Raw genomic sequence first — 25,588 nt, 5'->3', positions numbered from 1 at the left:
ATGACTTCGAAAGAAACGTCATCGGGCAAATCTTTCTCAATGAAACATGTCGGCTGGAAACATAGCGCAGGAACCCGCTATGTTCTCTTTTTATGTCTGGCTGTGCTGTTTTATGTCAGCCTCGCCCCGAATCTGCTTCCCGAACGGTACAACATCCAGGTGGGAACGCGCAGCGAAAAGGAAATCCGGGCGCCGATGCAAATCCCGAACAACAAAGCGACGCTGAAAGCCCAGGAGCAGGAAGCGGAGCGCGTGCAGCCGATTTACACGATCGTGACCGTTCCGAACGAAAATCTGGTCGTGTCCATTTTGGACCGGATCGACCGTCTGAACCAGGACGACCAAGTGTCCCGGGAGGATAAGATCGCCATCTACCGGTTGGAAATTCCACAGCGGGCCAAGGACTTCATTCAAAATTTCGTCAATGCCAACCGCTCGTCGGCATCCTACTCAGACAAGCTGCTGGATGAGATGCTGAAAGTGACCAGCCAGCAGAGCTATAAAATCCCGGAAGAGACCTTTATCAAAATCCCGCGGCTGACGTCCCAGGATATCGCCGAAATGAAGCCGGTCGCCCGGGAGATCGTCTCCCGCTTGACCAACGATCAGGTGGTCGAAGCGCAGGCGGCGCGCGCCAAGGTGGCGGAGCTGGTCAGCGCCAGCACGCTGAGCCAGCGCACGGCGCGGGAGGTCGTGCAGGAGCTGTCCAAGCTTGCCATTACGGCGAATAAGTTTTACGATGAGGAAGCGACCAAAGAGGCCAAGGTACAAGCGAGAGAAAACACCCAGCCCGTCTATATCAAGCAAGGGGACATCCTCGTCGCGAAAGGGCAGCTCATTACGGAGGATCTGTACAATCTGCTCGACGACAACGGCCTGCTTAAAAACGAAGTGAACTATTGGCCGCAACTGGGCTTGTTCCTGCTGGCTTTGCTGATGTCGGGAGGGCTGTTCCTGTTCATCCGGCAAACGGATCCGAACAAGTTCAAATACAACAACTCGCAGCTGTTCATGCTGGTGCTCATCTTCGTCATCACCGTCATCGTGCTGCATCTGGCGGGCATCCTGCAAAGCAATGAACGGCCGTACATCGGGTACGTGGCGCCCGTAGCGATCGGGGCCACGCTGGTGACGCTGCTCCTCGACATGCAGCTTGCGTATTTTTGCGCGATGTTGTTCTGCGTTTTGGCGAGCGTCATTTTGAACGTACATCAAGGACAGATGTTCGATTTTACGTTTGGATTTTTTTCGCTGGTCGTGTCGGTGGTGGCGATTTTCACCATTCACCGCGCAAGCCAGCGTTCCACGCTGCTGAAAGGCGGCATCATGGTCTGCCTGTTCGGCTCGCTGACGGTGTTTATCATGACGTTGATCGGAAGCGGTCAATGGAACCAGATGCAGATGCTGTACGCGATCGGGTTCGCTTTTGCCGGAGGTCTCTTGACCGCGATTTTGGCGATCGGGCTGATGCCGTTTTTCGAAGTCACGTTCGGCATTTTGTCCGCGCTCAAGCTGGTCGAGCTTTCCAATCCGAACCATCCGCTCTTGCGGAAGCTGCTGACGGAGACGCCGGGAACGTATCATCACAGCGTCATGGTCGGCAATCTGTCCGAAGCCGCTGCGGAAGCGATCGGCGCGGACGGGCTGCTCTGCCGGGTGGGCTCTTATTATCACGATATCGGCAAAACGAAGCGGCCAAGATATTTCATCGAAAACCAAAACAATATGGAAAATCCGCATGATTCCCTGGACCCGAAAATGAGCAAATCGATCATTATCGCCCATGCCCGGGACGGCGTCGAGATGCTGAAAGAATATAAAATTCCGAAGCCGATCCGCGACATCGCCGAGCAGCACCACGGAACGACGTTCCTTCACTATTTCTACCACAAGGCGCTGCGGCTCGCGGAGGAACAGGGCAGGGAGCCCGACTTTACCGAGGAGGATTTCCGTTATCCCGGCCCGAAAGCCCAATCCAAGGAATCGGCCGTCATCGGGATTGCGGACAGCGTGGAAGCGGCGGTGCGTTCCTTGCGGAATCCGACCGTGGACCAGGTGGAATCGATGATCGAAAAAATCATTAAAAGCCGTTTGGACGACCACCAGTTTAACGACTGCGACCTGACGATGAAGGAGCTGGACATCATTGCCAAAACGCTGAAAGAAAGCGTCATGGGCATATTCCATTCCAGAATAGAATACCCGGAAGAGATCAAAAAGAACAAAACGACTGAAGAGACCAGAAGGAGCGGTTAAAAACGATGGGACTGCAGCTTGCATGGACGAACGAGCAGCAGGAGCTTGAAATCAGCGACGAACTGATCGCGACGCTTGAGCTGCTGCTGCAAAAAGCGGGAAAAGCCGAAGGCGTCGAAGACGGCGAAGTCGCGCTGACGTTCGTCGACGACAAACAAATTCACGAACTGAACAAGGAGTACCGGGGCATCGACCGCCCGACGGACGTATTGTCGTTCGCCATGAACGAATATACGGACGAAGAGCTGGACATCGTTTACGAGCTGGAAGAGGGCGAGGAGCTTGCCGATTTGCCCGAGATGCTCGGGGACATTATCATTTCGGTGAATCGCGCCAAGGCGCAAAGCGAAGAATATGGACATTCCCTGGAACGCGAAATCGGATTTTTGTTCGTGCACGGATTCCTCCATTTGCTCGGATACGACCACCAGGACAAAGAAAGCGAAGCTGAAATGATGGGCAAGCAGGAAGCCGTGCTGGCTGAAGTGGGGCTTACGCGTTAATGCCGAAAAAATCGTTTTGGGCCGCGTTCGGATATGCGGCGCAGGGGATCGTTTACGCGCTGCGGACGCAGCGCAACATGAAAATCCATGCCGTTGCGGCGGTTGTCGTCATTTCGGCGGCGGCGCTGCTGCATTTATCTTGGCTCAGATGGGTCGCGCTGCTGTTTGCAATCGCGCTCGTCATGGCTATGGAGCTGGTCAACACGGCGCTTGAATCGGTCGTGGACCTGGCCTCGCCAAAGATTCACCCGCTGGCCAAAGCGGCAAAGGACACGGCTGCCGGCGCAGTGCTGCTGGCGGCTGTTTTTGCCGCTGCGATCGGTATCATCGTGTTTTTCGACCCGCTGCTCGAGCTTTTTGGGGGCGGGTCGCAACCCTAGGTTTTTGAACATCGAAGGAGGTTTTTGATATGGATTCAGGATTGTTGCTTCAGGAAGCGATTAAAGCGCGTATGAACGCGTATACACCTTATTCCCATTTCGGCGTCGGCGCGGCGCTGCTCGACAAGGACGGTCATGTTCACCACGGCTGCAACGTCGAAAACGCGGCGTTCGGGCCTACCAACTGCGCGGAACGTACGGCATTGTTCCGTGCGGTTGCCGACGGGCACAAAGCGGGAAGTTTTCAGGCGATTGCCGTCGTAGGCGATACGGAAGGGCCGATTTCCCCATGCGGCGTCTGCCGGCAGGTGCTGCTCGAGCTGTGTTCGCCGGACATGAAAGTCATCTTGGGGAACCTGAAAGGCGACATGACGGAAACGACCGTAGGCGAGCTGCTTCCGGGGGCGTTTGGCCCTTCGGATTTGGCGAGCGCCAATAAATAATATCAGCTGGGGCCCGCTTCCGCGGCCGGTATCGGGCTTGTTCGTGCCGGCTTGTTCGGATGACGGGCCCCGGAGCTCTTTATGCAACCAATGAAATGATAACTTGAGGAGGCAATGTTTCGAATATGGCTAAACCGGCATTCAAATCCGGCTTCGTGGCGATCGTCGGCCGGCCGAACGTGGGCAAGTCCACGCTGATGAACAAGGTCATCGGGCAGAAAATCGCGATCATGTCCGACAAGCCGCAAACGACGCGCAACAAAATCCATGGGGTATATACGACCGACGAAGCCCAGATCGTGTTTCTCGATACGCCGGGCATCCACAAGCGCCAATCCAAGCTTGGCGATTACATGAACCAAACGGCGCTCAATACGCTTAAAGAGGTGGAGGCCGTTCTGTTTTTGGCCGACGTTTCCGAAGGTTTGGGCGGAGGGGACCGGTTTATCGTCGAACAATTGAAGGGCGTCAAGACGCCGGTCATTCTCGTGCTGAACAAAATCGACAAAATCGAGCCGGACGCGCTGCTTCCGATCATCGAAGAGTACAGCAAGCTGCATACGTTTGCGGAGATCGTGCCGATCTCGGCGCTAAGCGGCAATAACGTGGATCGGCTGCTTTCGCAGGTGGAGAAATATTTGCCCGAAGGTCCGCAGTATTATCCGGCCGATCAGATTACGGACCATCCGGAACAATTCGTTTGCGCCGAGCTCATCCGCGAAAAAATACTGCATTTAACCCGGGAGGAGGTCCCGCATTCGATTGCGGTCACCATTGAGGATATGCGGGTGCAGGATAACGGCGTCGTATACATTTCGGCCGTCATTTTCGTCGAGAGGGATTCCCAAAAAGGCATCATCATCGGCAAACAGGGAGCGCTGCTGAAGGAAGTCGGCAAGCTGGCCCGGCAGGACATCCAAAACTTGCTCGGATCGAAGATTTTTTTGGAATTGTGGGTAAAAGTAAAAAAAGACTGGCGCAACCAGGAACGCGTGCTTCGTGACCTCGGCTTCCACCGCGACGCTTAAACGGGCGCCATGCCAAGCTGGCAGGAATTGCTTTACATAGATCCTCATCGTTCGCCGCATCCTATTTTTGAAGATGCAGACGCCATTTCCAAAGAGAGGATGAATACGAATGCGAGACTTTTCGTGGAAGTATTTTGCGATGACTGGAGATGTGGATGCTTACTTGCTTTATAAGGAATATGCGGGCATGGCTGTAGAGGAAGCGGCTGCGGCGCCGGAAACGGCGGCAGCGGAAGAGACGGGGAACTATGAAGAAAACGAATGATTTGTGGCTGCTCCGGGAATGGCTGGGGGAAGAGGCATGCTATATAGGGTGGAAGGGATCGTCATCCGCAGCATGGACTACGGCGAAGGGAACAAAATCATTACGATTTGCACCGAAAATGCGGGCAAAGTAGGCGTGCTTGTCCGCGGAGCCAAAAAGGTCAAAAGCCGCCATGCTGCCTTAACGCAGCTTTTCACAGAAGCGGAATACGTATTTTTCAGAAACGGCACGGGCCTCGGAACGCTTAATTCCGGCGAAATCATGAATTCCCGGCACGGCCTTCGCCAGGATCTGGTTTTGGCGGCTTATGCGTCGTACGCCTGCGAGCTTCTCGACAAAGTGCTCCAGGACGAGGAAACGGGGAGCTTCTGGTACCAGCAGCTCAAGGCATGCCTGAATGCGCTGGAGGAAGGCAAAGATCCCGGAATCATCATCAATCTGTACGAAATGAAAATTCTACAAACGGCAGGATACGGACCCGAGCTCCTATCCTGCATTTCTTGCGGAAAAGACTTGTCCGAAGACGAACATGCCGCCGTCAGCCCAAGATTGGGAGGTACGTTATGCCGATCCTGCAAACATCTGGATCCGCCGGCGATGAACATATCCCCGAAAAGCTTAAAGCTGCTGCGGCTGTTCGCCAGACTGGATCTGCGAAGGCTCGGCCACGTCGACGTCAAGGAGGAGACGAAAGCGGAGCTTAAAGCGGTGATGCGCGCTTTTATGGACATGCAGCTCGGGCTCAAATTGAAATCCCAAAGCTTTTTGGATCAGATGGAAAAGTACGGACTGTAAAAAACGTTGACTTCTCCGCTCGAATCCGGTAATATATATTAAGTTCTATTCATTGTCTGACATGCGTTGAACGGAAAAGTAGTGGATTTCGGATTCCCAGTAGCGAGCCGGGGACGGTGCAAGCCCGGTGGAACGGATTCATGAAAGGCAGCCGGGAGCATGAGATGAAATCGGCTAAAAAGTGGATTGCGGATTCCCGAAAGCAGGGACTGCAGTCAAGTAGGGTGGAACCGCGGGAAATGACAGCTCTCGTCCCTATGTCTGTATTTGCAGGCATGGGCGGGAGCTTTTTGATGTCCCGTAAATGGCCTGCAGCGGATGAAGCAAGCTGACAACCATTGCAAAGCCATGATTAGTAAAGGAGAGGCTCATATGAACTTTCAGCAGATGATTTTGACGCTGCAGCAGTTTTGGGCAGCACAGAATTGCATTATCGTGAACCCTTACGACACGGAAAAAGGCGCGGGCACGATGAACCCGATGACCTTTTTGCGCTCGCTGGGGCCGGAGCCGTGGAAGGTTGCTTACGTTGAGCCTTCGCGCCGTCCTTCCGACGGACGTTACGGCGAAAACCCGAACCGTTTGTACCAGCACCATCAGTTCCAGGTCATCATCAAACCTTCCCCCGACAACATCCAGGAGCTGTATCTGGAAAGCTTGAAGGCGCTTGGTGTCGATGCGCTGCATCACGACATCCGCTTCGTCGAGGACAACTGGGAAAACCCGTCGCTAGGCTGCGCCGGCCTTGGCTGGGAAGTGTGGCTTGACGGCATGGAGATTACCCAATTCACTTACTTCCAGCAGGTAGGCGGGATCGAAACGCATCCGGTATCCGTCGAAATTACGTACGGCATGGAACGTTTGGCGTCCTATATCCAGGAAAAAGAAAACGTGTTTGATTTGGAGTGGGTGGACGGCATCACTTACGGGGATGTGTTCCATCAGCCCGAATACGAGCATTCGAAATACACGTTCGAAGTGTCCGACGTGAAAATGCTATTTACGCTTTTCAACATGTACGAACAGGAAGCCAAAAAAGCGATGGACCAAAACCTCGTTTTTCCGGCGTACGATTACGTGCTGAAATGCTCCCATACTTTTAACCTTCTCGATGCCCGCGGCGCGATCAGCGTAACCGAACGTACCGGCTATATTACGCGGGTGCGCAATCTGGCCCGCCAGGTGGCGGCGACTTACGTGGAGGAACGCGAGAAGCTCGGCTTCCCGCTGTTGAAGAAAGGAGGCGACCAGTAATGGCCAAGGATCTTTTGTTCGAAATCGGGCTTGAGGAAGTGCCTGCGCGCTTTTTGCGCGCCGCGATGGACCAGCTCAAGGATAAAACGGCCCAGTGGCTGGAACAATCCCGCTTGTCCCACGGCGATGTACAGGCCTACGCGACTCCGCGCCGTTTGGCGGTTCTAGTGCATGACGTAGCCGAGAAGCAGGACGACGTGCAGGAGGAGGTCAAAGGTCCTTCCCGCAAAATCGCCCAGGACGAGAACGGAAACTGGAGCAAAGCGGCGCTTGGTTTCGCGCGCGGACAAGGCGTGGATCCGGAGCAGTTTACCTTTAAAGAATTGAACGGCGTGGAATATATTTACGTGACCAAAAGCAGCACGGGCGTCGATACGGCATCCATTTTGGCCGAAGGGTTGCTTGGCATTTTGTCCTCGATGACGTTCCCTAAAAACATGCGCTGGGGAAGCTACGACTATAAATTCGTCCGTCCGATCCGCTGGCTCGTGGCCATGTTCGGCTCCGACGTTGTCGATCTGGAAGTCACCGGCGTCAAATCGGGCAACGTGACGCGCGGGCACCGTTTCCTTGGAACCGAAGCGGTGCTTCCCAATGCTTCGGATTATCCGGAAGCGCTCCGTTCCCAGCATGTCATCGTGGACGTGCAGGAACGCGAAAACATCATTCTCGAGCAAATCAACAAGCTGGCGCAGGAGAAAAACTGGAAAATCGCCATCAAGGACGACCTGCTCGAAGAGGTGCTGTTCCTGGTCGAAACGCCGACCGTGTTGTTCGGCACGTTCGACCCGTCCTTCCTGAACATCCCGCAGGAAGTGCTGATCACGTCCATGCGGGAGCATCAGCGTTATTTCCCTGTGCTTGACGAAACGGGCAAGCTGCTGCCGTTTTTCGTCACGGTCAGAAACGGCGACGACCGTTCGCTCGACGTAATCGCCAAAGGGAACGAAAAGGTGCTGCGCGCCCGGCTTTCCGACGCGAAGTTTTTCTACGACGAAGACCAGAAGCTTGAAATCAAGGACGCGCTGTCCAAGCTCGAAAGCATCGTCTTCCATGAAGAGCTCGGCACGGTCGGCGACAAAGTCCGCCGCATCCGCAAAATCGCGGACCGGCTCGGCGAGGCGCTGAATATCTCCGGAACCGAGCAGGAATACGTCAGCCGCGCCGCCGACATTTGCAAATTCGACCTCGTTACCCAAATGGTATACGAGTTTCCGGAACTTCAGGGCGTCATGGGCGAAGACTACGCCCGCAAAGCCGGAGAAAACGAAGCGGTCGCCAAAGCGGTATTCGAGCATTACCAGCCGCGTTCCGCGTCGGATGATTTGCCTTCCTCGCTGGTAGGTTCGATCGTCAGCATCGCGGACAAAATCGACACGATCGTGGGCTGCTTCTCGATCGGCATCATCCCGACGGGCTCCCAGGATCCGTATGCGCTGCGCCGCCAATCCCAGGGCATCGTGCAAATTCTGCTTGCCAAGCAAATGCCGCTGACGCTGTCGCATGTATTCGGCATCGCGATCGACGTTCACTCCCAATTCCGGGAATTGAAGCGTCAAGGCAGCGAAATCCGCAAAGACCTCGAAGATTTCTTCGGGCTGCGCGTGAAAAAGCTGCTGTCCGAAAACCTTCGCTACGACGTCGTCGACGCGGTCATTGCCGCCGGATTTGACGACGTGATGTCGGTCGTGTCCCGCGGAGACGCGCTGATGCACGCCGTGAGCGGCGGCGAAGATTTCAAAACGACGGTCGAGTCCTTTAACCGGGTAAGCAACCTCGCCGCGAAAGCCTCCAAAGCGGCGGTCAGCGAAAGCCTGCTGCAGGAAGGGGCGGAGAAGGAGCTGCATGCCTCTTGGCTGCGGGTGCAGAAGCCGTACTCCACCGCTCTCGAGCAGCGGGACGGGGCCAAGGCGCTGGACATTTTGGGGGAACTGAAACCGGCCATCACGAATTTCTTCGATTCCGTCATGGTTATGGCGGAGGACGAGAAAGTCCGGGCCAACCGGTTGGGGCTTCTTGCTCAAATCGATCAAGGCCTCAAACAATTTGCTGATTTTAACAAACTGGTATGGTAGCAATATAGCATTGCCGAACGTACGGAACGGGCCGAGCACCTGGTGCTGCCTGTTCCGTATTTTCGGAAAACCGCCGGAAAGCTGTCAGAAGTTGTTATTTGCCCGCAAGAAGGATTTTGGCATCCTTTGAGCGTATTATTACGTATACACTAGTATGGCAAACCATGATTACAGGGTGATATATTCTGGCCGATATGCACACGTTCCATATTGTCGTCGACGCGGACGCCTGTCCCGTAAAGCGTGAAATTGGCGAAACAGCCAGAGCCTTCCGCATTCCTGTGCTGATGGTTTCTTCTTATGACCATTTCATCCAGGCCGAAGAGGGCGTGCAAACGATTCAAGTGGACCGCAGCGATCAAAGCGCGGACCTCTACATCGCCAACCACATCAAACGCGGGGATATCGTGGCGACGCAGGATTACGGTTTGGCTGCGCTGGCCCTGTCAAAGGGCTGTCACGCCATTTCTTTTCGGGGGCAGAGCTACACGGGCGAAAATATCGAGTTTATGCTCGACCGGCGCCACCATCAGGCCAAGGCCCGAAGAAGCGGCAGCTACGGCAAAGGCCCGAAACCGATGACGCAGGCGGACAAATTGCTTTTTCAACAGAAACTGACAAAACTTTTGCACAAGTTGCAGGAGAATGTTTAACGGTAGCGAATAATATTTTACGTGCCAAAAAGAGATGAAGGTGGTTTGGATGAATGCCGGACAAGGCAATATACCGGAAAAAGTGATTGACGCGGTGCTGGACAAGCATGACATCGTCGATACGGTAAGCAGGTACGTTCATCTGACCAAGCAGGGGAAATACATGAAAGGCCTCTGCCCGTTTCATTCGGAGAAAACCCCCTCTTTTACGGTAACGCCGGATCGGCAGATTTTCTACTGCTATGGCTGCGGCAAGGGCGGAAATGCCATCAAATTCAGGATGGAAATCGAAGGATTATCCTTTCCCGAAGCCGTCAAAGCCATGGCCGAAGAAAGCCACATTGAACTGCCGGAAGGACAAGGGGCCGTGGTGATTCCTCCGAATCCGGAGAGAGACCGACTGCTTCAGGCCTACGAGTGGACGGCCAAATTTTATCACTTTTTGCTCAAAAATACGGAGCATGGCAAAGCGGCGATGGACTATTTGCGTTCGCGCGGCTTTAACGACAAAGCCATCGATCAGTTCCAGATCGGCTACGCTCCGGACCGTTGGGATACGCTGGTTCAGTTTTTGACCAAACGATCCTTTGATCTCGACGAGATGGAAAAGGGCGGACTCCTGTCCAAACGAAGCGACGGCGAGGATTACCTCGACCGTTTTCGCGGACGCGTCATGTTCCCGATCAGCGACCGCAACGGCAAAGTCATCGCGTTCGCGGGCAGGGTGCTTGGCGACGGCCAGCCGAAATATTTGAATTCGCCCGAAAGCAAGCTGTTCAACAAAAGCCGCATTTTGTACAACCTCCATCTGGCCAAACCGTCCATCCGCAAGCTGCGGCAAATCGTTTTATTCGAAGGTTACGGCGACGTGATTTCGGCTTGGGAGGCGGGTGTGCAAAACGGCGTTGCGACCATGGGCACTTCGCTGACGGAGAGCCATGCGGCGATGATGAAAACGATGGCCGACGAAGTCGTGGTATGCTACGATGGGGACCGTGCCGGGCAAGCCGCGGCGATGAAGACCATTCCGCTCCTTGAGGGAGTCGGTCTCAGGGTAAAAATCGCCGTCATCAACGAAGGCCTCGACCCGGACGAATTCATCAAGAAAAACGGCGGAGACCGCTTTAAACGGCAAATCATTGACGGAGCGGTTTCAACAACAAAATTTAAGCTTATATATCTGAAAAAAAACCATATACTGCTAGAAGAAGACGGCAAAATCGCGTATACGAAGGAAGTGCTTCCGATTATCGCGGCGCTGCCTTCATCAACTGAACGGGAAGTGTATTTGAAGGAACTTGCCACGGAACTTGAGCTTTCCTTCGAAAGCTTGAAGCAGGATTGCAACGAGCTCCGTCAAGCCATGTTAAAAAACACGCCGGATGGGGATAATAACGACAAAAGGTGGAATAATGGTAGGCATAAAAAAGGGCAGGTATCCGCACCTGTTTTACTGCCGGCATACCATACCGGAGAACGGCGCCTTTTGGCCATGATGCTGCAGGATGCCGAAGCCGCAAGCTACGTTCAAAAAAGGCTCGGCGACGCATTTAACATCGATGATCATGCAGCGATTGCTGCTTATCTATATGCCTATTACGCACAGGGCAAACCCCCGGATATCAGCCGTTTCATGTCGTTTTTGCACGATGACCGCCTGGAGAAGACCGTTAGCTCCATCTCCATGATGGAGACACCGCCGGAGTGGAACGTGCAGGAACTCGAGGATTGTATCCGGGAAGTACAGAAAGTTCCGCAGAAAAGACAGATCGACAAGAAGAGAGAAGAAATGATCATTGCCGAGCGTTCGGGGGACTTTTTGCGTGCTGCACAAATTGCAAGTGAGATTATAGCCCTAGAGAGACAATAAAGAACAGGCTTGAATGTTTCTAGGGAGGAGGGAGTCGAGTTATGGCGAATGATCAGCATACTGAACTAGAGACAGAGTTTACGCTTGATCAGGTAAAAGACCAGCTGATTGAACAGGGTAAAAAAAGATCTTCTTTGAACTACAAAGATATTATGGAGAAACTTTCTCCATTCGATCAGGACGCGGAGCAGATTGACGAATTTTACGAGCAGCTCGGCGATCTGGGCATTGAAGTGGTCAACGAAAGTGATGAAGACCACAACCCTCTTCACCATCCGTCGGATGATCACGAGAACGGCGACAACGACGATTTCAACTTTGACGACGATTTGTCCCTGCCGCCGGGCATTAAAATCAACGACCCCGTAAGGATGTACCTGAAGGAAATCGGACGCGTGCCGCTCCTTTCCGCCGATGACGAGGTCGAGTTGGCGAAACGGATCATGAACGGGGACGAAGAGGCCAAACGCCGGCTCGCGGAAGCGAACCTGCGTCTCGTGGTCAGCATCGCCAAACGTTATGTCGGACGCGGCATGCTGTTTCTGGATTTGATTCAGGAAGGCAATATGGGTCTGATCAAGGCCGTCGAGAAGTTCGACCACAATAAAGGATTTAAATTCAGTACCTATGCAACATGGTGGATCCGTCAGGCGATTACCCGCGCCATCGCGGACCAGGCGAGAACGATCCGGATTCCGGTTCATATGGTCGAAACGATCAACAAGCTGATCCGGGTATCCCGCCAGCTGCTTCAGGAGTTGGGGCGCGAACCTACGCCGGAAGAAATCGCGGCCGAGATGGAACTCAGCGTTGAGAAGGTTCGGGAAATTATGAAAATCGCCCAAGAGCCGGTATCGCTCGAAACGCCGATCGGCGAAGAAGACGATTCGCATCTTGGAGATTTTATCGAGGATCAAGAGGCGTTGGCGCCAGCAGACGCTGCAGCCTATGAGCTTCTGAAAGAACAGCTGGAGGACGTGCTGGACACGTTGACGGAACGCGAGGAAAACGTCCTTCGTCTCCGCTTCGGCCTCGATGACGGCCGAACGAGAACGTTGGAGGAAGTCGGCAAAGTGTTTGGCGTTACGCGCGAGCGGATCCGCCAAATCGAAGCGAAGGCGCTTCGCAAACTGCGCCATCCTAGCCGCAGCAAACGGCTGAAAGATTTTCTCGAATAACTTCTTTATTTCAGACCTTCTGCCGGTTGCGCAGCAAGGTCTTTTTTTCAGCCAAATGGTCGATAACAGAAAATAAGGTTCGACCTTTTTCTTGGTTTTAGAACTATTTCCTTTATTTGTTGTTTTTATTTTAGCGCTTTTTAGGGACCATTGCAAATGGGAGGAAGGATTTGCGCGTAGGGCCTCCGGTTTGTTAGGGTATAAAAAGAAGCTTGAAAACTAAAAAAAACGATACGTGGGTGCGACATGAAATTATCGAAAAGGCTAGAAACGATTTTGAATCTCATTCCGGAAGGGAGCCGGCTGGCCGATATCGGCTCCGACCACGCGCTGCTGCCTGTGGCGGCGGTTCAATCCGGACGCGCGGTCCGGGCCGTGGCGGGCGAGGTGAACCCCGGGCCGCTAAAAGCGGCTGCCGCGCAAGTCCAGGAAGCCGGGCTCGGGCAACTCATTTCGGTCCGGAAGGGCGACGGACTGGCGGTGATTGAAGCGGGTGAAGCGAACATCATTACGATTGCCGGCATGGGCGGCAGCCTGATCGCCAACATTCTGGATAACGGCCGGGATAAGCTCGAGCAAGTAGAACTGTTGATACTGCAGCCCAATGTCGGCGAGGACATTCTCCGGCGATGGCTGATGGAACATGGCTGGCTGCTCAGCTCCGAGCGCATTTTGGAGGAAGACGGGAAAATCTACGAGATTTTGACCGCGGTTCCCGAGCTTTCGGATCAGCGGATCAGCAGCCGGTTGTTGTACGAAGACCAGGAATGGCTCCGAAGCGGCGGCGATGGAACTTTTACGGTAACCCGGGATCTTTTGCTGCGCATGGGGCCGTGGCTTCTGAAGGAGCCCACGCCGGTTCTGATCGAAAAGTGGAACCGCGAGCTGGATAAGCTTCAAGGTATTTTGGACTCCATGTCCGCTTCGAAGCTGGAATCCGCGGAAATAAAAGCAAAGCTGCTGCAACAGGAAATGGAGCAGATCAAGGAGGTACTTGCATGTTTGCAAAAGGACAGACCGTAATTCAATGGATGGAACAGCTTGCCCCGAAACATCTGGCATATCCGGATGACAGGGACCGGATAGGGCTGCAGCTCGGCACTCTTCAAAAGGAAATCCGAACGGTGCTGGTCGCCCTCGACGTCAACGAAGAAGTCGTGGATGAGGCCGTTCGCATCGGGGCGGATCTGATTATCGCGCACCATGCGATCATCTTCCGGCCGCTTAAGTCTATTCAGACCGATTCTGCCGCGGGAAAGGTCTATGAGCGGTTAATCAAACATGACATTGCCGTATACATAGCTCATACCAACCTCGACAACGCCGAATGGGGCATGAACGATTGGATGGCCGAGGCCCTTGGCATCCGAAACACGGTGCCGGTGGAAGAAACCCAGCGCGAGCCGCTGTACAAGCTGGTCGTGTTCGTGCCGGCGACCCATGCCGACCAGGTGCGCGAAGCCGTTCTTGGCGCCGGTGCGGGAGCCATCGGAAATTACAGCCATTGCAGCTTTAACGTGGCGGGGACCGGCACATTTTTGCCGCAGGAGGGCACGAATCCGTTCCTGGGTTCGGCAGGAAAGCTTGAGCAGGCGGAGGAAGTCCGGATCGAAACGATCGTGCCGCAGAGCATCCGCAGCAGCGTCATCCAGGCGATGCTAAAAGCGCATCCGTATGAAGAGGTCGCTTATGACCTGTATCCGCTGGATCTGAAAGGGAAGGCCTACGGCTTGGGCCGCGCCGGCAAGCTGGAGAAGGAGATGACGCTCGCCGCTTTCTCCCAGGTCGTCAAAAACAAGCTTGACGTGCCGCATGTACGGGTCGTGGGCGATCCCGACCGGATCGTCAAAAAGGCGGCGGTCATCGGCGGCTCGGGCAGCCGGTATTACCAAGCGGCGCGCTTCCGCGGCGCAGACGTGCTCGTAACGGGGGACGTCGATTACCATACGGCACAGGATGCGCTTGCCGCGGGAATCGCATTGATCGATCCGGGGCATAACGCCGAAAAAATCATGAAGGCGAAAGTTGCGGACTGGCTGAAAGCACAGGCGGAAAAGCACCGGTACGATATCCAGGCGGTCGCGTCGGCCGTCGACACCGAACCGTTCCGGTTTATGTAAGGAAAGGCAGGCGAATTCATCCAACGCTGCCAGACAGATGAGGATTGAAACGAAGCCGAATTCCTAGTATACTATAATACAGTTGTCCGGAAAGTTTGACAGACAATCGCTGGCGGCGCGTAAGGCGCCGCGAGAGGAAAGTCCGGGCTCCATAGGGCAGGGTGCTGGATAACGTCCAGTCAGCGCGAGTTGAAGGATAGTGCCACAGAAACGGACCGCCGATGGCCGCTTTCGAGCGGATCAGGCAAGGGTGGAACCGAGGTGTAAGAGACCCCGAGGAACGCTGGTGACATCGTTCCTGGTAAACCCCACCTGGAGCAAGACCTAATGGAACGCAGCTTCTTGATTGAAGCAGCCTTTGCCCGAGGCGCGTTCGGGTTGGTCGCTTGAGCCAATCAGCAATGATTGGCCTAGATAGATGATTGTCGCTTATCTGCGGGAGGGTAGTTCCCGTCTGTACCGCAACGAGCACAGAACCCGGCTTACGTAAAACTTTCCAAACTGCAACAACTGTATCATTCATATGAACTCGTTTGAAGGCGGCATGCCCGGTTGAACCGGAATGCCGTCTTTTTATTTTTATACATTTCGGGGTCCCCGCAACGTGACTGAATCGGTTTTGAAGCGTACAGGCCCAGTCATGGAGTTATTTTGAACTGTGTATTGCGGACTTGCAAGACGAGCCTGATTTAGTCAAATACCTCCCATATAAGGACATTCGTACAAACACAGGGGATTCGGCCACAATAAAATGTACTAAATCACGAAAGGAGCTGTTTACAAATGCATCCTCATTGCTTCCACTGTCCGCCGGCGGACCCGGTTTATACAGATCCATCCGTCGTTTACAAGGATTTTTACTATCCCCAAGTCGTTCCCGTCGTCCACACGGTTCAAATCGTGAAAAGACATCACTGCGTGCCCGTACCGAAGCATATCTGCAACTATGTCGTAAGAGACGAATATATAGCACCCGTAACGACGAGCGCGAAACACAGTTCCCGGGGCAGACGCTAATTTTCCGGTACGAAAGACCTTCGGTTTCCGGGGAGCCTCTGCATAGAGTTTTCCTGATGCCGTGGGAATGGATCAAGCAATAAAAGGACATTGCACCATGGAAACCATCGTTCCCACATCAATAAGATTTGAACAAAAAAGCAATCCGCCGCAAGAGGGCTGATTGCTTTTTTTCAAAATACAAGAAATTGTAAGTTTCGAAGCGACGGCTTTCTCATCTCTCGAGTAAAAATTTCCGCTAAGCGGGGTTTGTCTTTCTGTGAAAGTACGTCGATGGACGTTTTTCTTATGACCGCTCCCACCAAACGGCGGTCACAATTATTTGTCCTTCTTCAAAATGGATTCCATCTTCTTCTGGACATGCTGCGGCCAGAACTGAAGCGGCGCTTCCGTGCTTCCGGCAGCCTGCAGCGCTTTATAAATGTCGATTTGTCCATACCCGTAATATTTGTCCTTTCCTTTGGGCCCCAAATCTATCGTGCTGCTGCGCATGATGTCCATCACCTGCTTGTTGGTGAGATCCGGATTCCGTGAACGGATCAGGGCGGCCATCGCGGAGACATGCGGGCTCGCCATCGATGTTCCCGACAATGCCGCATATTGGTTCCCCGGGTACGTGCTGGCGATGCTTGTGCCCGGCGCTGCCACGTCGATATAATCCCCGTAATTGGAATACGAGGCCCGTTTCCAGTTGGAATCGGTCGCCGCCACGGCAAGCACCTCCGGATAAGCGGCAGGGTATCCCGGGCGTTCCGTATTATCGTTTCCCGAGGCGGCAACCAGCACGACGTCCTTGTCGAAGGCGTATTTTACGGCGTCGTGGAGAAACTGCGAGTCCGCATAGTTGCCGAGGCTCATGTTGATGACCTTGGCCCCGTTGTCCGCCGCCCAAATGATGCCTTCGGCGACCGAATAGGTCGTGCCGGATCCGGATTTATCGAGCGCTTTGACCGGGAGCATTTTATTGTACCAGCTGATCCCGGCGACACCTTCGTTATTGTTTACGAGAGCGCCGATAATGCCCGATACGTGCGTTCCATGCCCGACGTCGTCCAACGGATCGGAGTCCGGGTTGATGACGTTGTATCCGTTCAGCAGCTGCCCCTGCAGGTCGGGATGATTCAAGTCGACGCCGGTATCTACGATGCCGACGATGATGTCGCTGCTGCCGCGGGACAAATCCCAAGCCTGGTTCGTTTCTGTCGCCGGCAGGTTCCATTGGTATTTGGCGAACAGCAGATCGTTCGGCACATTCGGAAGCGTGCTTGAAGCTCCCTTGATTTTGTCGTTGGTCATATACAAATAATGCGGTTCAACATACAGCGGGTTCCAGTTTTTCAAAAAGTACGCCTTTAACTGGCTGTAATCCATCCCGCTTGCATGAAACACGTAAGCGTAACCCAGCTTGCGCGACGATTCCGCCCGCAGCTCGCCCATGATCCGGTTCATTTCCTGGCGGGAAGGATCCTGACGAAAACGAACGACGATTTCGTTTTCGTAAAAATGGCTCGCCTTTTCATTGTCATGGCCCGTCCGGACGGTAATATCCCGCAGCGTATCGGCATGGACCGATTCCACCTTGAATTTGCCTTCCTTCGGATAAGGTATGAGCCGCAGGTTTTTCTTCTGGTGATTGACCACTTCCATCAAAATCCGTTGGTTCATCAAGGCGATGACGCCCTGCTTCGGCTTGTTTTTGGAGGGCTCGGCGATGACGAAATACTGCTTGCCGTCCAGCTTGAAAGAAGACGACTCATAGGATCGCTGTTGGTTGATGCTGCTTGCCGCTTTGTCGATATATCCCTTCAACGTTTTCCGGTCCGCGGCGCTCCAATCGTTTTTGGCGGCATATACGCGCTGTTTGCCGTGTTTGGCGTTCTGCCATATCATCATGGTAAAATGGTCATGCGATTTTTGCAGCTTCCGGATATCGTCCGATATTTGAGCCGGTCCGGCCTCGCTGAGTCTTTCGATCATCGAAACCAAATGCTGTTTGGCGTCGAGGCGGGTCAGTTGGTCCGTTGAAGCGATATCCTGGGCCACCAGGTTTTGCTTGGATATATGCTCCTGCCTCGGCGTGGGAACGACCGGCTCCGCGGCTTCCTTGCGGGTATGGGTATCGGCGGAACGGGGCATCTGCATCACGATAATAAGCGCGGCGGCAGCGGCCGCGATGCCGATGCCCGCCCATGTGCGACGGGACATAAGATAAACCTCCCTGATCATGAAATTACCTTTATCGTTAGGAAAGAAGGGTTATTTTATTCTTGGAATCGCGGGTGGCGGGGCTGCTTGTTTTTGTCCGGCCGGAATCCCTAAAAGGGATACCGCTTTACATTGTTTTGTGTTAGGATAGTACATGGAAAAATGATGCTGTTAAGCGGTTGATTTGTATGATGCCAGTATTTGGACTGAAGGAATCATTAAGGGGGAGCAAATTAGCGATGTCAGCAGGTAATGTTCAAAGGTTGTGTGAGACCACGAAGGAGAAGCTGAAGTATGCGATCGATAAGCTGGAGGTATTTTTGAACGAACATTCGCTTTCGCAGCTTGCCGCGGATGCCAACGAGGAAACGGTGCATTTTTACAAAGGATTTCTGTCGGATTTGCGCCATCTGCTAGTATTTAGCGAAGTTTCTTCGGAGAAGCTTGGAATCGCGCTGCGCCGCGCCAATTTCGATACCGAATTCGCTGAGAAAGCTCTCTATAACGTATATCACCATTGCGTGAATAACTTTTTCTATCCGAAAAGCGAAAGTTATTCCGAGGATGGCCGTTACGCTTATACCGGGCAAGACGCGATCCGTTTTCGGGTGAAACCTGTGCGTCCGGTGCGGGACATTATTCTGGACATTACGAAAGTATTTGAAGACCTCAGAGATGACCTTACTTATTATGAAAGCGACTATTTGACGGAGCGCAGAATGCAAAGCCAGCGTTCTCACGCGTAAGCCGCCCGTTATCAATGAATATGCCAAAAGCGAGCTTCGGAGGCAAATCCGAACGCTCGCTTTTTTTTCGTGTGACTTCGTCAGTTATAATACGGCCACCCGTCCTGATATGTAACACTAACAAATGGGAAAATGGTCAGCCTCCCCGCATAGACTTCCGTTTCATGAATTTTGAACTCCGGCCAGCAACTGACATGGGTATCGCGGTATACAGGGTCGCCCGCAAGGGGAGAATGCTATATGAGGTGACCTAAACATGAGTGATCCAAGAACCATCGTCAAATGCAGCGTCAGCAACTGCAATTTCTGGGGCGAGCAAAACGTCTGCAAAGCGGAACAGATCCTGATCGAAATCGACAAGCATGCTTCCGCGAAATACAGCGAGGAGTTCGGACAAGAACATTTCGCCGAGCACAAGGACTATGCGCCGAATTCTTCCGCTACCTGCTGTCTGACGTTCAGACCCAAATCTTCTTAATGCAGTCCGCAAAGTCACCAACCATAGCAGGGAGGTATTCCGATGGACGATTTACGCGAACATGAAGAGCAAGAGCAGCCGAAAGAGGAAAGGGAATACGAACCAAAACGGGAGCGCACGGATTACCCGCGCCGCGACAATCATCGCGAGGAATATGCCGCCGAGGTAGCGCCGCCGAAATCGGCGCGGTATGAAATCGATGAGGATGCCGGCGACGCGGGCCAGGAGGAAACATGGGGCAGAACGGCCGGCTACATCAGCGTAGCCTGCGGCGTCGTATCCTTGTTCCTGTGGTCCATCGTTCTCGGGCCGATCGCTGCCGCAACCGGCTTCTACGCTTACAGCAAAGGCAAAAAAACGTGGGGCGCTTGGGGAATGGGGCTTGGCATTTTGGCCACGGTAAGCTATTTTATTCTTATTCCATTCGCTCGATAATCCGCCGCCTAAAGCCCGAAAAAGCGTCCTTTCTGCCGTAAACTCGGCGGAGGGACGCTTTTTTTATGACGCCAAGGCGCTCCATTTTAGATGATTACTGCGGATAAAAGATCTTCCCGTGATGGCAAAATACATAATATTTCACGGGAATATGGCGTAAATTGCCGAAAGCATGATAAAATAGCCTAAAGCATTCCATTACTTTGACGAAAACGAGGTTATTGAAGCATGCAGATCGATTCGGCAACCGCGAAGCAGCTGTCTTCGCTTCAAGACAACAGCCGCATTCAAAATAGGGACGAGCTTATCCAGGACATTTTGCAGGGCGGGAGCGGCTCGGGTTTCGGCGTCATGCTGAAGCAATACGTCCAGTCTTCGTCCGGTGACGCATCCGGCACCGATGCTGCGGTGGCGCCGACGGCGCCGGGGGTTACGTACCGCGACGGTTTGTTGTGGCAGCAGCTCGGCAAGGCGGCAAGCGCGGAAACTTCGGATATTTCAGGCCATGAAACGCGCCATTCGGTTTCGAAATCAGGCCCTACTGCCTACGACGATTTGATTCGGCAAGCGAGCGAAAAATACGGCGTCGACGAAGCCTTGATTAAAGCGGTCATCGATACGGAGTCCTCTTTTAATCCAAACGTCGTGTCGTCCGCCGGGGCGAAGGGACTGATGCAGCTGATGGACGGAACCGCAGCGGGACTGGGCGTCACCGATCCGTTTGATCCTGCGCAAAACATCGATGCGGGCACGCGTTACCTGTCGTATCAGATCAACCGGTTTAACGGTCAGGTGAACATGGCGTTGGCCGCATACAATGCGGGTCCGAACCGCCTCGCCAAACTTGGGGTATCCACCGACGAGCAGCTGATGGACAAACTTGACATGCTGCCGCTCGAAACGAGAAAATATATCCGTAAAGTCGCGGACGCGCAGTTGAAGTACGAAGCATAATACGATAGACGAGCAGGACGATAAACAAACGGTTAAAATGACGGGATCAAACGGGGGAAACGGCTTATGACATCATTTCGGAAAACTCACCCTCCTTTTGATCTTTTTGTATTGTCCGGAAACTGCAATGCGGGAGGATGAGGCAACCATGGTATATTGGGACCATGCGGCAAGTACGCCGCCTTATGACGAAGTCGTCCAAACGATGGCGGAGGTCATGAAAAAACATTACGGCAACCCTTCCTCCATTCACCGAATGGGAGAGGATGCCGCCAGACTGATCCAACGGGCGCGGGAGGTGTGCGCGGCATCGCTGCAGGTGCAGCCGTCCGAAATCATATGGACTTCCGGCGCAACCGAAGGCAACAATATGGCCATCAAAGGCGCGGCGATGCAGTATGCCGGCCGCGGGAAACATATCGTGACGACGGAAATCGAACATCCGTCGGTTTATGACACCTGCCTGGCGCTGCAGCGCCAAGGCTACGAGGTGACGTTTTTGCCCGTCGACGGCAAAGGAAAGGTCGATCCAGCGCATGTCGCGTCCGCTGTTCGGAAGGATACGATTCTGGTCAGCATCATGCACGTCAATAACGAAACCGGGGCCGTTCAGCCGCTTGAGGATATCGGGCGGGCGGTCAAAGAAGCCAACCCGCTGACGTTGTTCCACATCGACGGGGTTCAAGGGTTCGGCAAACTTCCCGTCCGTTTGAAGGCGTGGAAAGCCGACCTCTATACGTTATCCGCCCATAAAATCCGCGGTCCGAAAGGGACGGGCATCCTGTACAAGCGGGAGGGCATCACCCTTCACCCGCTGTTGACGGGTGGCAAACAGGAAGCGGGAATGCGGGCCGGAACAGAAAATATCCCGGGCATCGTGGCGATGTCCAAAGCGATGCGGATGGCCGCGGAACAAACGGAAGCGTTCATGGCGCAGGTCGGCGCGTTGCGGGACGAGCTTCTGGCCTGGATCGGGACCCATCCCGTCCTTGAGCCGAACAGCTTCAAGGAAGGCGCTCCCCATATCGTCAACTTGTCTTTTCCGGGGATGAAGGCCGAAGTGCTGCTTCATTCGCTGGAGGAGCACGGAGCGTTGGTTTCGACCAAGTCGGCCTGCTCCTCCAAAACGGCCGAGCCGAGCCGGGTGCTGCTGGCGATGGGAAGGAGCGGGGATGCCGCATCAAGCGCCATCCGGATCAGCATGGGCATGACCAATACGCATGAAGAGCTGCAGCAGTTGATATCCGCGCTGAATGCTGCGGTGAACCGCTTGCAGCCGTTAAGGCAGGAAGGAATGAAATAATTTGAAATACGATATGCTGCTTCTCCGCCTCGGAGAGCTTACACTAAAAGGAAAAAACCGGGGCCGGTTCGAACGAACGGTTTTGGCGCACGTGAAGTCCGTCATCCGGCCGTTCCCGGCCGCGACGATTCAAAAGGAATACGGCAGGCTGTACATCGTCCTGAACGGCGAAGACCCGAATGCGATCATCAAGGTGCTGAAAAAAGTGTTCGGCCTTTATTCCGTCAGCCCGGTGGCCGTCTGCCCGTCGGAACTGGATGCTATCATCGAAACCAGCAGGGCGTTTATCAAGCAAATGGATTTGAAGGACGAGACGACCTTCAAGGTAACGGCCCGGCGGGTATGGAAAGCTTTCCCGCATTCGTCGCAGGAAATGAACCATTTGGTCGGGTCGCCGCTGCTGAGCGAATTCGGACAGCTCAAAGTCAGCATGAGGAACCCGGAACTGGAGCTTCGGATCGAAATCAGGGAAAGCGGTACGTACATTTACTGTGAGGTCATCCCTGGCGCCGGCGGCTTCCCGCGGGGAAGCAACGGAAAGGCCATGCTGCTCTTGTCCGGCGGCATCGACAGCCCCGTGGCGGGGTATTCCGCGATGCGCCGCGGTTTGGAAGTGGAATGCGTTCATTTTTACAGTTATCCTTTTACGAGCCGGAAAGCCAAAGAGAAAGTGATGGAGCTGGCGAAGGTGCTTTCGGGCTACGCGGGCAAAATCAAAATACATCTGGTTCCATTTACGGAAATTCAGACATCCTTTACGCAGGTGGGCCAGGATAATCTGATCATCACGCTGATGCGCCGCTCGATGCTGCGGATCGCCACCATGCTGGCCGAGCGCGAAGGGGCGCTTGCAATCGTCACAGGGGACAGCCTCGGGCAAGTAGCCAGCCAGACGCTGCCAAGCATGAACGTCATCGGCCGCGCGACGGAGCTGCCGTTGCTGCGCCCGCTCGTCATGATGGACAAAAACGAAATCGTGGAGATCGCGCAGGAAATCGGCACCTATGAACTGTCGATTCTGCCATACGAAGACTGCTGCACGCTGTTTGTCCCGAAATCTCCGACGACCAACCCGAATTTGCATGTGGTGGAAAGAGTCGAGGCGTCCCTCGAAAATCTGCCCGGGATGTTGGAGGAGGCCGTGCAGCGCACCGAAACGGTCATCCTGACGCCAAGCTCGGTCATTGCGGCGGACCGCGAGGAAGCCATCGAGGAAGATTGGTTCTAAGCCTTAAATTACCAATATTTAAAACAACACAAAAAAACCGTCCGGGTTGCGACCTAAGACGGTTTTTTGCATGTCTGCCAAGATCCGAAGCGCAATGTGAACCAAACATTCCGCTCCAACGTTTTACTTTAGCCGTACGAACTTTCGTTTTTCTTTTTTTGCTGGTCCAGCCGCTTTTTTACATAACCGGCGATCAGCACGCCGATGATGACCACCGCTATAAAAGCGACGCGTAGCGCGGGATGCTCTTCGAAAAACGGCTGCAGCCGCTTCTCTTCCGTAATCATGTTGGACGCCGTATACCCGAGCACGGCCGATCCCAGATAGATGATCCAGGTAAAACGTTCGATCAATTTAATGAAAATGGTGCTTCCCCAAACGACGATCGGGACGCTGATCAGCAGGCCGAGAATGACGAGCAGAATATTTTGCTGGGCCGCGCCGGCGACCGCAATCACGTTGTCCAGCCCCATGGCGGCGTCGGCCACGATTATGGTTCGTACCGCGCCCCAAAGCGTGCGCCCCGCTTTAATATCGGTGTGGTCGTCATCGTCAGCGAGAAGCTTGTAGGCTATGCCGATCAAAAGGATGCCGCCGACGAGCAAAAGCCAAGGGATTTTGAGCAGCCATACCACAACGATCGTTGCGATGATCCGCAGGAGGACCGCGCCCCCGGTTCCATAAAAAATGGCCTTTTTCTGCGTTGAGGACGGCAGGTTCCTCGCAGCCAGGCCAATCACGATGGCGTTATCGCCAGCTAAGATAAGATCGAGAAATACGATATTGATCAATTTCGCCAAAAAGGCCAGTAAAGCTTCCACATCGGGTCACTCCTCGTCATGACTGTAAACGGAGCCTTAACAAATCGGATTCATTATAGGATAATATTTCAATTATAGTCAAGCATAGCTTGGACGACGGAGGCATAGGAGTAAGTGTGGGGGTGTTGACTGTTGGAACCGATATGGCTGCTTGCCCAGATTTTGATGATCAATTTGGTGCTGAGCGGAGACAATGCCGTCGTCATTGCGCTTGCAAGCAAAAATCTGCCGCCCAGGCAGCGCAAGCAGGCGGTTTGGTGGGGAGCGCTCGGAGCGGTCGCATTAAGGTGCGTCCTTACGTTCGTCGCCGTGTTATTGCTGAAAATTCCGTTCGTGCAGGCAGCGGGAGGCGTTCTCCTGTTCTGGATCGCGTGCAAGCTGCTGGCGGATGAAAAGGACGATGTACGAATGGGCGAGTCCGCTTCGCTTTGGAAGGCGGTGCGAAGCATTTTGGCCGCCGATTTCATCATGAGCCTCGATAATGTGCTGGCACTCGCCGGCGTGGCGAACGGGGACTTGGCCCTGCTCGTCATCGGGATCGCCATCAGTATTCCGATCGTCGTTTTCGGCAGCAATTTGATCGTCGGGCTGCTTCACCGCTTTCCGCTTCTCGTTTATTTGGGAGCGGGCATTCTGGGATATACCGCCGGCGACATGCTTCTGCAGGATTCCCGGACCGGCATGTTGCTGTCCTCCCTCATGCCCGAGCTTCATAAGCTTGTCCCCGCGCTTGTGACCGCTCTCGTCATTGCCGCCGGAGGCTTCCGGAAGCTGTCGCTTCGCCGTTCATAGTTTTCCCGCAAGAGCCGGTTTTTTGCCGGCTTTTTTGTTTGCGAGGGCAACAATATTTTACATTTTTCCTTACTTTGGCTGTAAAAAATTTACGGGACGAATATGGTTTTTTCGCTTTTTTTCAGATAAACTAAGGGTGAAAACATGTCGTTTGGTGCAGAAACGATACGTGAAGGTACAGGAGAAAAGAGGGTGGGGAAAATGTCCTCCAAAAACGATGTAAGGCTGGGGTTGTTTATCGTCATAGCCGGGGTAGTTATTTTGCTGGGGAAGTTGGGCGTGTTCGGTTTTTTGGGACGTACCTTGTGGCCGTTTGCCATCATCATCGTCGGCTTGCTGCTCCATCTGCTGTTTTTCAGCAAAAGGGCCCGGGCCTATGTGCTTATTCCGGGCGGCGCGCTGGTGGTGTACGGCTTGATGTTCGCCATTTGTAATTTTTGGGGTTTTGGGCTCATGACGTATCTTTGGCCGGTGTTTTTGCTCGGCATTGCGGTCGGAGTATACGAATACCATATGTTCGAATCCCCCAAACCGGAAGGCGTGCTGCTGATCGCGCTGTTTCTCGGCATCGTGTCGTTCGTGCTGCTGTTCTTTACTTTGCTGCACACCGGCGCGATCTACGTGTTGGCCGTCCTGCTGATTGCGCTGGGCATTTGGTTTATTGCAGGGAAAGGCCGATCCCGTGGAAACAAGTGGAACCGCGGCTGGTGACAGGACAAAAAAACTTGTTTTTTTCTGAAATTTCACTATAATATAAGGGATATGTTGAAGCGTCGGCATTACCGCCCG

At 53.9% G+C, this 25,588-nt stretch carries 25 protein-coding genes and 1 other RNA gene; 24 read left to right on the top strand and 2 right to left on the bottom strand.

Features of this window, described 5'->3' with window-relative positions; translation table 11 throughout:
• The 16 genes from RJP21_RS05490 (at position 1) to RJP21_RS05415 (ending at position 15,837) form a co-directional block, all read left to right on the top strand.
• Positions 1-2,256 (top strand): HD family phosphohydrolase, encoded by a 2,256-nt coding sequence (locus tag RJP21_RS05490; RefSeq protein ID WP_310858413.1) that lies wholly within the window; start codon positions 1-3, stop codon positions 2,254-2,256.
• 5 nt (positions 2,257-2,261) lie between these two features.
• Positions 2,262-2,759: an rRNA maturation RNase YbeY gene (gene ybeY, locus RJP21_RS05485; protein ID WP_310858412.1), complete on the top strand. Its 498-nt coding sequence runs from the start codon at positions 2,262-2,264 to the stop codon at positions 2,757-2,759.
• A complete protein-coding gene (locus RJP21_RS05480; protein WP_160043342.1) occupies positions 2,759-3,139 on the top strand; it encodes a diacylglycerol kinase family protein in 381 nt (126 codons plus the stop codon). The genes ybeY and RJP21_RS05480 overlap by 1 nt, the downstream gene beginning before the upstream one ends.
• A gap of 29 nt (positions 3,140-3,168) precedes the next feature.
• Entirely contained in the window at positions 3,169-3,582 is a 414-nt protein-coding gene (locus tag RJP21_RS05475; RefSeq protein ID WP_160043341.1) for a cytidine deaminase, read from the top strand.
• Positions 3,583-3,707: 125 nt separating this feature from the next.
• Positions 3,708-4,610 (top strand): GTPase Era, encoded by a 903-nt coding sequence (gene era, locus RJP21_RS05470; RefSeq protein ID WP_160043340.1) that lies wholly within the window; start codon positions 3,708-3,710, stop codon positions 4,608-4,610.
• Positions 4,611-4,719: 109 nt separating this feature from the next.
• Positions 4,720-4,875: a YqzL family protein gene (locus RJP21_RS05465; protein ID WP_160043339.1), complete on the top strand. Its 156-nt coding sequence runs from the start codon at positions 4,720-4,722 to the stop codon at positions 4,873-4,875.
• Between the two features lie 36 nt (positions 4,876-4,911).
• Positions 4,912-5,670 carry a DNA repair protein RecO gene (recO, locus tag RJP21_RS05460; RefSeq protein ID WP_310858411.1) on the top strand — a complete coding sequence of 253 codons (759 nt, stop codon included), beginning with the start codon at positions 4,912-4,914 and terminating at the stop codon, positions 5,668-5,670.
• Positions 5,671-6,042: 372 nt separating this feature from the next.
• A complete protein-coding gene (glyQ, locus tag RJP21_RS05455; protein ID WP_310858410.1) occupies positions 6,043-6,924 on the top strand; it encodes a glycine--tRNA ligase subunit alpha in 882 nt (293 codons plus the stop codon).
• Positions 6,924-8,999 carry a glycine--tRNA ligase subunit beta gene (glyS, locus tag RJP21_RS05450; protein WP_310858409.1) on the top strand — a complete coding sequence of 692 codons (2,076 nt, stop codon included), beginning with the start codon at positions 6,924-6,926 and terminating at the stop codon, positions 8,997-8,999. Before glyQ ends, glyS begins: the two co-directional genes overlap by 1 nt.
• Before the next feature lie 194 nt (positions 9,000-9,193).
• Entirely contained in the window at positions 9,194-9,652 is a 459-nt protein-coding gene (locus tag RJP21_RS05445) for a YaiI/YqxD family protein (protein ID WP_160043335.1), read from the top strand.
• Between the two features lie 49 nt (positions 9,653-9,701).
• The gene (dnaG, locus tag RJP21_RS05440) at positions 9,702-11,522 is read left to right on the top strand and encodes a DNA primase (RefSeq protein ID WP_310858408.1); all 1,821 of its coding nucleotides are present in this window, start codon (positions 9,702-9,704) and stop codon (positions 11,520-11,522) included.
• 41 nt (positions 11,523-11,563) lie between these two features.
• Positions 11,564-12,700: an RNA polymerase sigma factor RpoD gene (gene rpoD, locus RJP21_RS05435; protein ID WP_160043333.1), complete on the top strand. Its 1,137-nt coding sequence runs from the start codon at positions 11,564-11,566 to the stop codon at positions 12,698-12,700.
• A gap of 246 nt (positions 12,701-12,946) precedes the next feature.
• Entirely contained in the window at positions 12,947-13,723 is a 777-nt protein-coding gene (locus tag RJP21_RS05430; RefSeq protein ID WP_310858407.1) for a tRNA (adenine(22)-N(1))-methyltransferase, read from the top strand.
• Positions 13,699-14,820 (top strand): Nif3-like dinuclear metal center hexameric protein, encoded by a 1,122-nt coding sequence (locus RJP21_RS05425; protein WP_310858406.1) that lies wholly within the window; start codon positions 13,699-13,701, stop codon positions 14,818-14,820. Before RJP21_RS05430 ends, RJP21_RS05425 begins: the two co-directional genes overlap by 25 nt.
• Before the next feature lie 90 nt (positions 14,821-14,910).
• An RNA gene (gene rnpB, locus RJP21_RS05420) (RNase P RNA component class A) lies at positions 14,911-15,320 on the top strand.
• A 283-nt stretch (positions 15,321-15,603) separates the two neighbouring features.
• Positions 15,604-15,837 (top strand): hypothetical protein, encoded by a 234-nt coding sequence (locus tag RJP21_RS05415; RefSeq protein WP_310858405.1) that lies wholly within the window; start codon positions 15,604-15,606, stop codon positions 15,835-15,837.
• A 318-nt stretch (positions 15,838-16,155) separates the two neighbouring features.
• Here the strand turns inward: RJP21_RS05415 and RJP21_RS05410 are convergent, their stop codons facing one another.
• Positions 16,156-18,042 (bottom strand): S8 family peptidase, encoded by a 1,887-nt coding sequence (locus RJP21_RS05410; RefSeq protein ID WP_310858404.1) that lies wholly within the window; start codon positions 18,040-18,042, stop codon positions 16,156-16,158.
• 239 nt (positions 18,043-18,281) lie between these two features.
• Here RJP21_RS05410 and RJP21_RS05405 point away from each other — a divergent pair, with 239 nt between their 5' ends.
• The 6 genes from RJP21_RS05405 (at position 18,282) to thiI (ending at position 23,186) form a co-directional block, all read left to right on the top strand.
• Entirely contained in the window at positions 18,282-18,788 is a 507-nt protein-coding gene (locus RJP21_RS05405; protein ID WP_160044619.1) for a YpuI family protein, read from the top strand.
• A 256-nt stretch (positions 18,789-19,044) separates the two neighbouring features.
• Entirely contained in the window at positions 19,045-19,266 is a 222-nt protein-coding gene (locus RJP21_RS05400) for a DUF1540 domain-containing protein (RefSeq protein ID WP_310858403.1), read from the top strand.
• A 42-nt stretch (positions 19,267-19,308) separates the two neighbouring features.
• Positions 19,309-19,701 (top strand): hypothetical protein, encoded by a 393-nt coding sequence (locus RJP21_RS05395; protein WP_310858402.1) that lies wholly within the window; start codon positions 19,309-19,311, stop codon positions 19,699-19,701.
• 228 nt (positions 19,702-19,929) lie between these two features.
• A complete protein-coding gene (locus RJP21_RS05390) occupies positions 19,930-20,655 on the top strand; it encodes a lytic transglycosylase domain-containing protein (RefSeq protein ID WP_310858401.1) in 726 nt (241 codons plus the stop codon).
• A gap of 148 nt (positions 20,656-20,803) precedes the next feature.
• Complete coding sequence (locus RJP21_RS05385) at positions 20,804-21,958, top strand: cysteine desulfurase family protein (protein ID WP_310858400.1); 1,155 nt, start codon at positions 20,804-20,806, stop codon at positions 21,956-21,958.
• 1 nt (position 21,959) lies between these two features.
• Positions 21,960-23,186 (top strand): tRNA uracil 4-sulfurtransferase ThiI, encoded by a 1,227-nt coding sequence (gene thiI, locus RJP21_RS05380; protein ID WP_310858399.1) that lies wholly within the window; start codon positions 21,960-21,962, stop codon positions 23,184-23,186.
• 128 nt (positions 23,187-23,314) lie between these two features.
• On the opposite strand, the gene RJP21_RS05375 is transcribed toward thiI, so the two are convergent.
• Positions 23,315-24,007: a TerC family protein gene (locus RJP21_RS05375; RefSeq protein WP_310858398.1), complete on the bottom strand. Its 693-nt coding sequence runs from the start codon at positions 24,005-24,007 to the stop codon at positions 23,315-23,317.
• Between the two features lie 132 nt (positions 24,008-24,139).
• Here RJP21_RS05375 and RJP21_RS05370 point away from each other — a divergent pair, with 132 nt between their 5' ends.
• The gene (locus RJP21_RS05370; protein ID WP_310858397.1) at positions 24,140-24,799 is read left to right on the top strand and encodes a TerC family protein; all 660 of its coding nucleotides are present in this window, start codon (positions 24,140-24,142) and stop codon (positions 24,797-24,799) included.
• Positions 24,800-25,000: 201 nt separating this feature from the next.
• The gene (locus RJP21_RS05365) at positions 25,001-25,510 is read left to right on the top strand and encodes a hypothetical protein (protein ID WP_160044747.1); all 510 of its coding nucleotides are present in this window, start codon (positions 25,001-25,003) and stop codon (positions 25,508-25,510) included.
• The last annotated feature ends 78 nt before the right edge of the window (positions 25,511-25,588 follow it).

The organism is Paenibacillus sp. VCA1 (assembly GCF_031583795.1).
Lineage (GTDB): Bacteria > Bacillota > Bacilli > Paenibacillales > Paenibacillaceae > Paenibacillus_AQ > Paenibacillus_AQ albilobatus.
The sequence above is the reverse complement of the archived record's forward strand: the minus strand, read 5'-3'. Positions and strand labels throughout refer to the sequence as shown.

What these genes read in the sequence shown, in the direction of transcription:
- RJP21_RS05365 (WP_160044747.1), top strand. Translation starts at nt 25,001, where the DNA reads ATGTCCTCCAAAAACGATGTAAGGCTGGGGTTGTTTATCGTCATAGCC.
- RJP21_RS05465 (WP_160043339.1), top strand. Translation starts at nt 4,720, where the DNA reads ATGCGAGACTTTTCGTGGAAGTATTTTGCGATGACTGGAGATGTGGAT.
- RJP21_RS05410 (WP_310858404.1), bottom strand. Translation starts at nt 18,042, where the DNA reads ATGTCCCGTCGCACATGGGCGGGCATCGGCATCGCGGCCGCTGCCGCC.
- RJP21_RS05415 (WP_310858405.1), top strand. Translation starts at nt 15,604, where the DNA reads ATGCATCCTCATTGCTTCCACTGTCCGCCGGCGGACCCGGTTTATACA.
- RJP21_RS05445 (WP_160043335.1), top strand. Translation starts at nt 9,194, where the DNA reads ATGCACACGTTCCATATTGTCGTCGACGCGGACGCCTGTCCCGTAAAG.
- ybeY (WP_310858412.1), top strand. Translation starts at nt 2,262, where the DNA reads ATGGGACTGCAGCTTGCATGGACGAACGAGCAGCAGGAGCTTGAAATC.
- RJP21_RS05490 (WP_310858413.1), top strand. Translation starts at nt 1, where the DNA reads ATGACTTCGAAAGAAACGTCATCGGGCAAATCTTTCTCAATGAAACAT.
- RJP21_RS05400 (WP_310858403.1), top strand. Translation starts at nt 19,045, where the DNA reads ATGAGTGATCCAAGAACCATCGTCAAATGCAGCGTCAGCAACTGCAAT.
- rpoD (WP_160043333.1), top strand. Translation starts at nt 11,564, where the DNA reads ATGGCGAATGATCAGCATACTGAACTAGAGACAGAGTTTACGCTTGAT.
- RJP21_RS05395 (WP_310858402.1), top strand. Translation starts at nt 19,309, where the DNA reads ATGGACGATTTACGCGAACATGAAGAGCAAGAGCAGCCGAAAGAGGAA.
- RJP21_RS05405 (WP_160044619.1), top strand. Translation starts at nt 18,282, where the DNA reads ATGTCAGCAGGTAATGTTCAAAGGTTGTGTGAGACCACGAAGGAGAAG.
- RJP21_RS05475 (WP_160043341.1), top strand. Translation starts at nt 3,169, where the DNA reads ATGGATTCAGGATTGTTGCTTCAGGAAGCGATTAAAGCGCGTATGAAC.
- recO (WP_310858411.1), top strand. Translation starts at nt 4,912, where the DNA reads ATGCTATATAGGGTGGAAGGGATCGTCATCCGCAGCATGGACTACGGC.
- glyS (WP_310858409.1), top strand. Translation starts at nt 6,924, where the DNA reads ATGGCCAAGGATCTTTTGTTCGAAATCGGGCTTGAGGAAGTGCCTGCG.
- RJP21_RS05390 (WP_310858401.1), top strand. Translation starts at nt 19,930, where the DNA reads ATGCAGATCGATTCGGCAACCGCGAAGCAGCTGTCTTCGCTTCAAGAC.
- glyQ (WP_310858410.1), top strand. Translation starts at nt 6,043, where the DNA reads ATGAACTTTCAGCAGATGATTTTGACGCTGCAGCAGTTTTGGGCAGCA.
- RJP21_RS05480 (WP_160043342.1), top strand. Translation starts at nt 2,759, where the DNA reads ATGCCGAAAAAATCGTTTTGGGCCGCGTTCGGATATGCGGCGCAGGGG.
- RJP21_RS05425 (WP_310858406.1), top strand. Translation starts at nt 13,699, where the DNA reads ATGTTTGCAAAAGGACAGACCGTAATTCAATGGATGGAACAGCTTGCC.
- RJP21_RS05430 (WP_310858407.1), top strand. Translation starts at nt 12,947, where the DNA reads ATGAAATTATCGAAAAGGCTAGAAACGATTTTGAATCTCATTCCGGAA.
- RJP21_RS05385 (WP_310858400.1), top strand. Translation starts at nt 20,804, where the DNA reads ATGGTATATTGGGACCATGCGGCAAGTACGCCGCCTTATGACGAAGTC.
- era (WP_160043340.1), top strand. Translation starts at nt 3,708, where the DNA reads ATGGCTAAACCGGCATTCAAATCCGGCTTCGTGGCGATCGTCGGCCGG.
- dnaG (WP_310858408.1), top strand. Translation starts at nt 9,702, where the DNA reads ATGAATGCCGGACAAGGCAATATACCGGAAAAAGTGATTGACGCGGTG.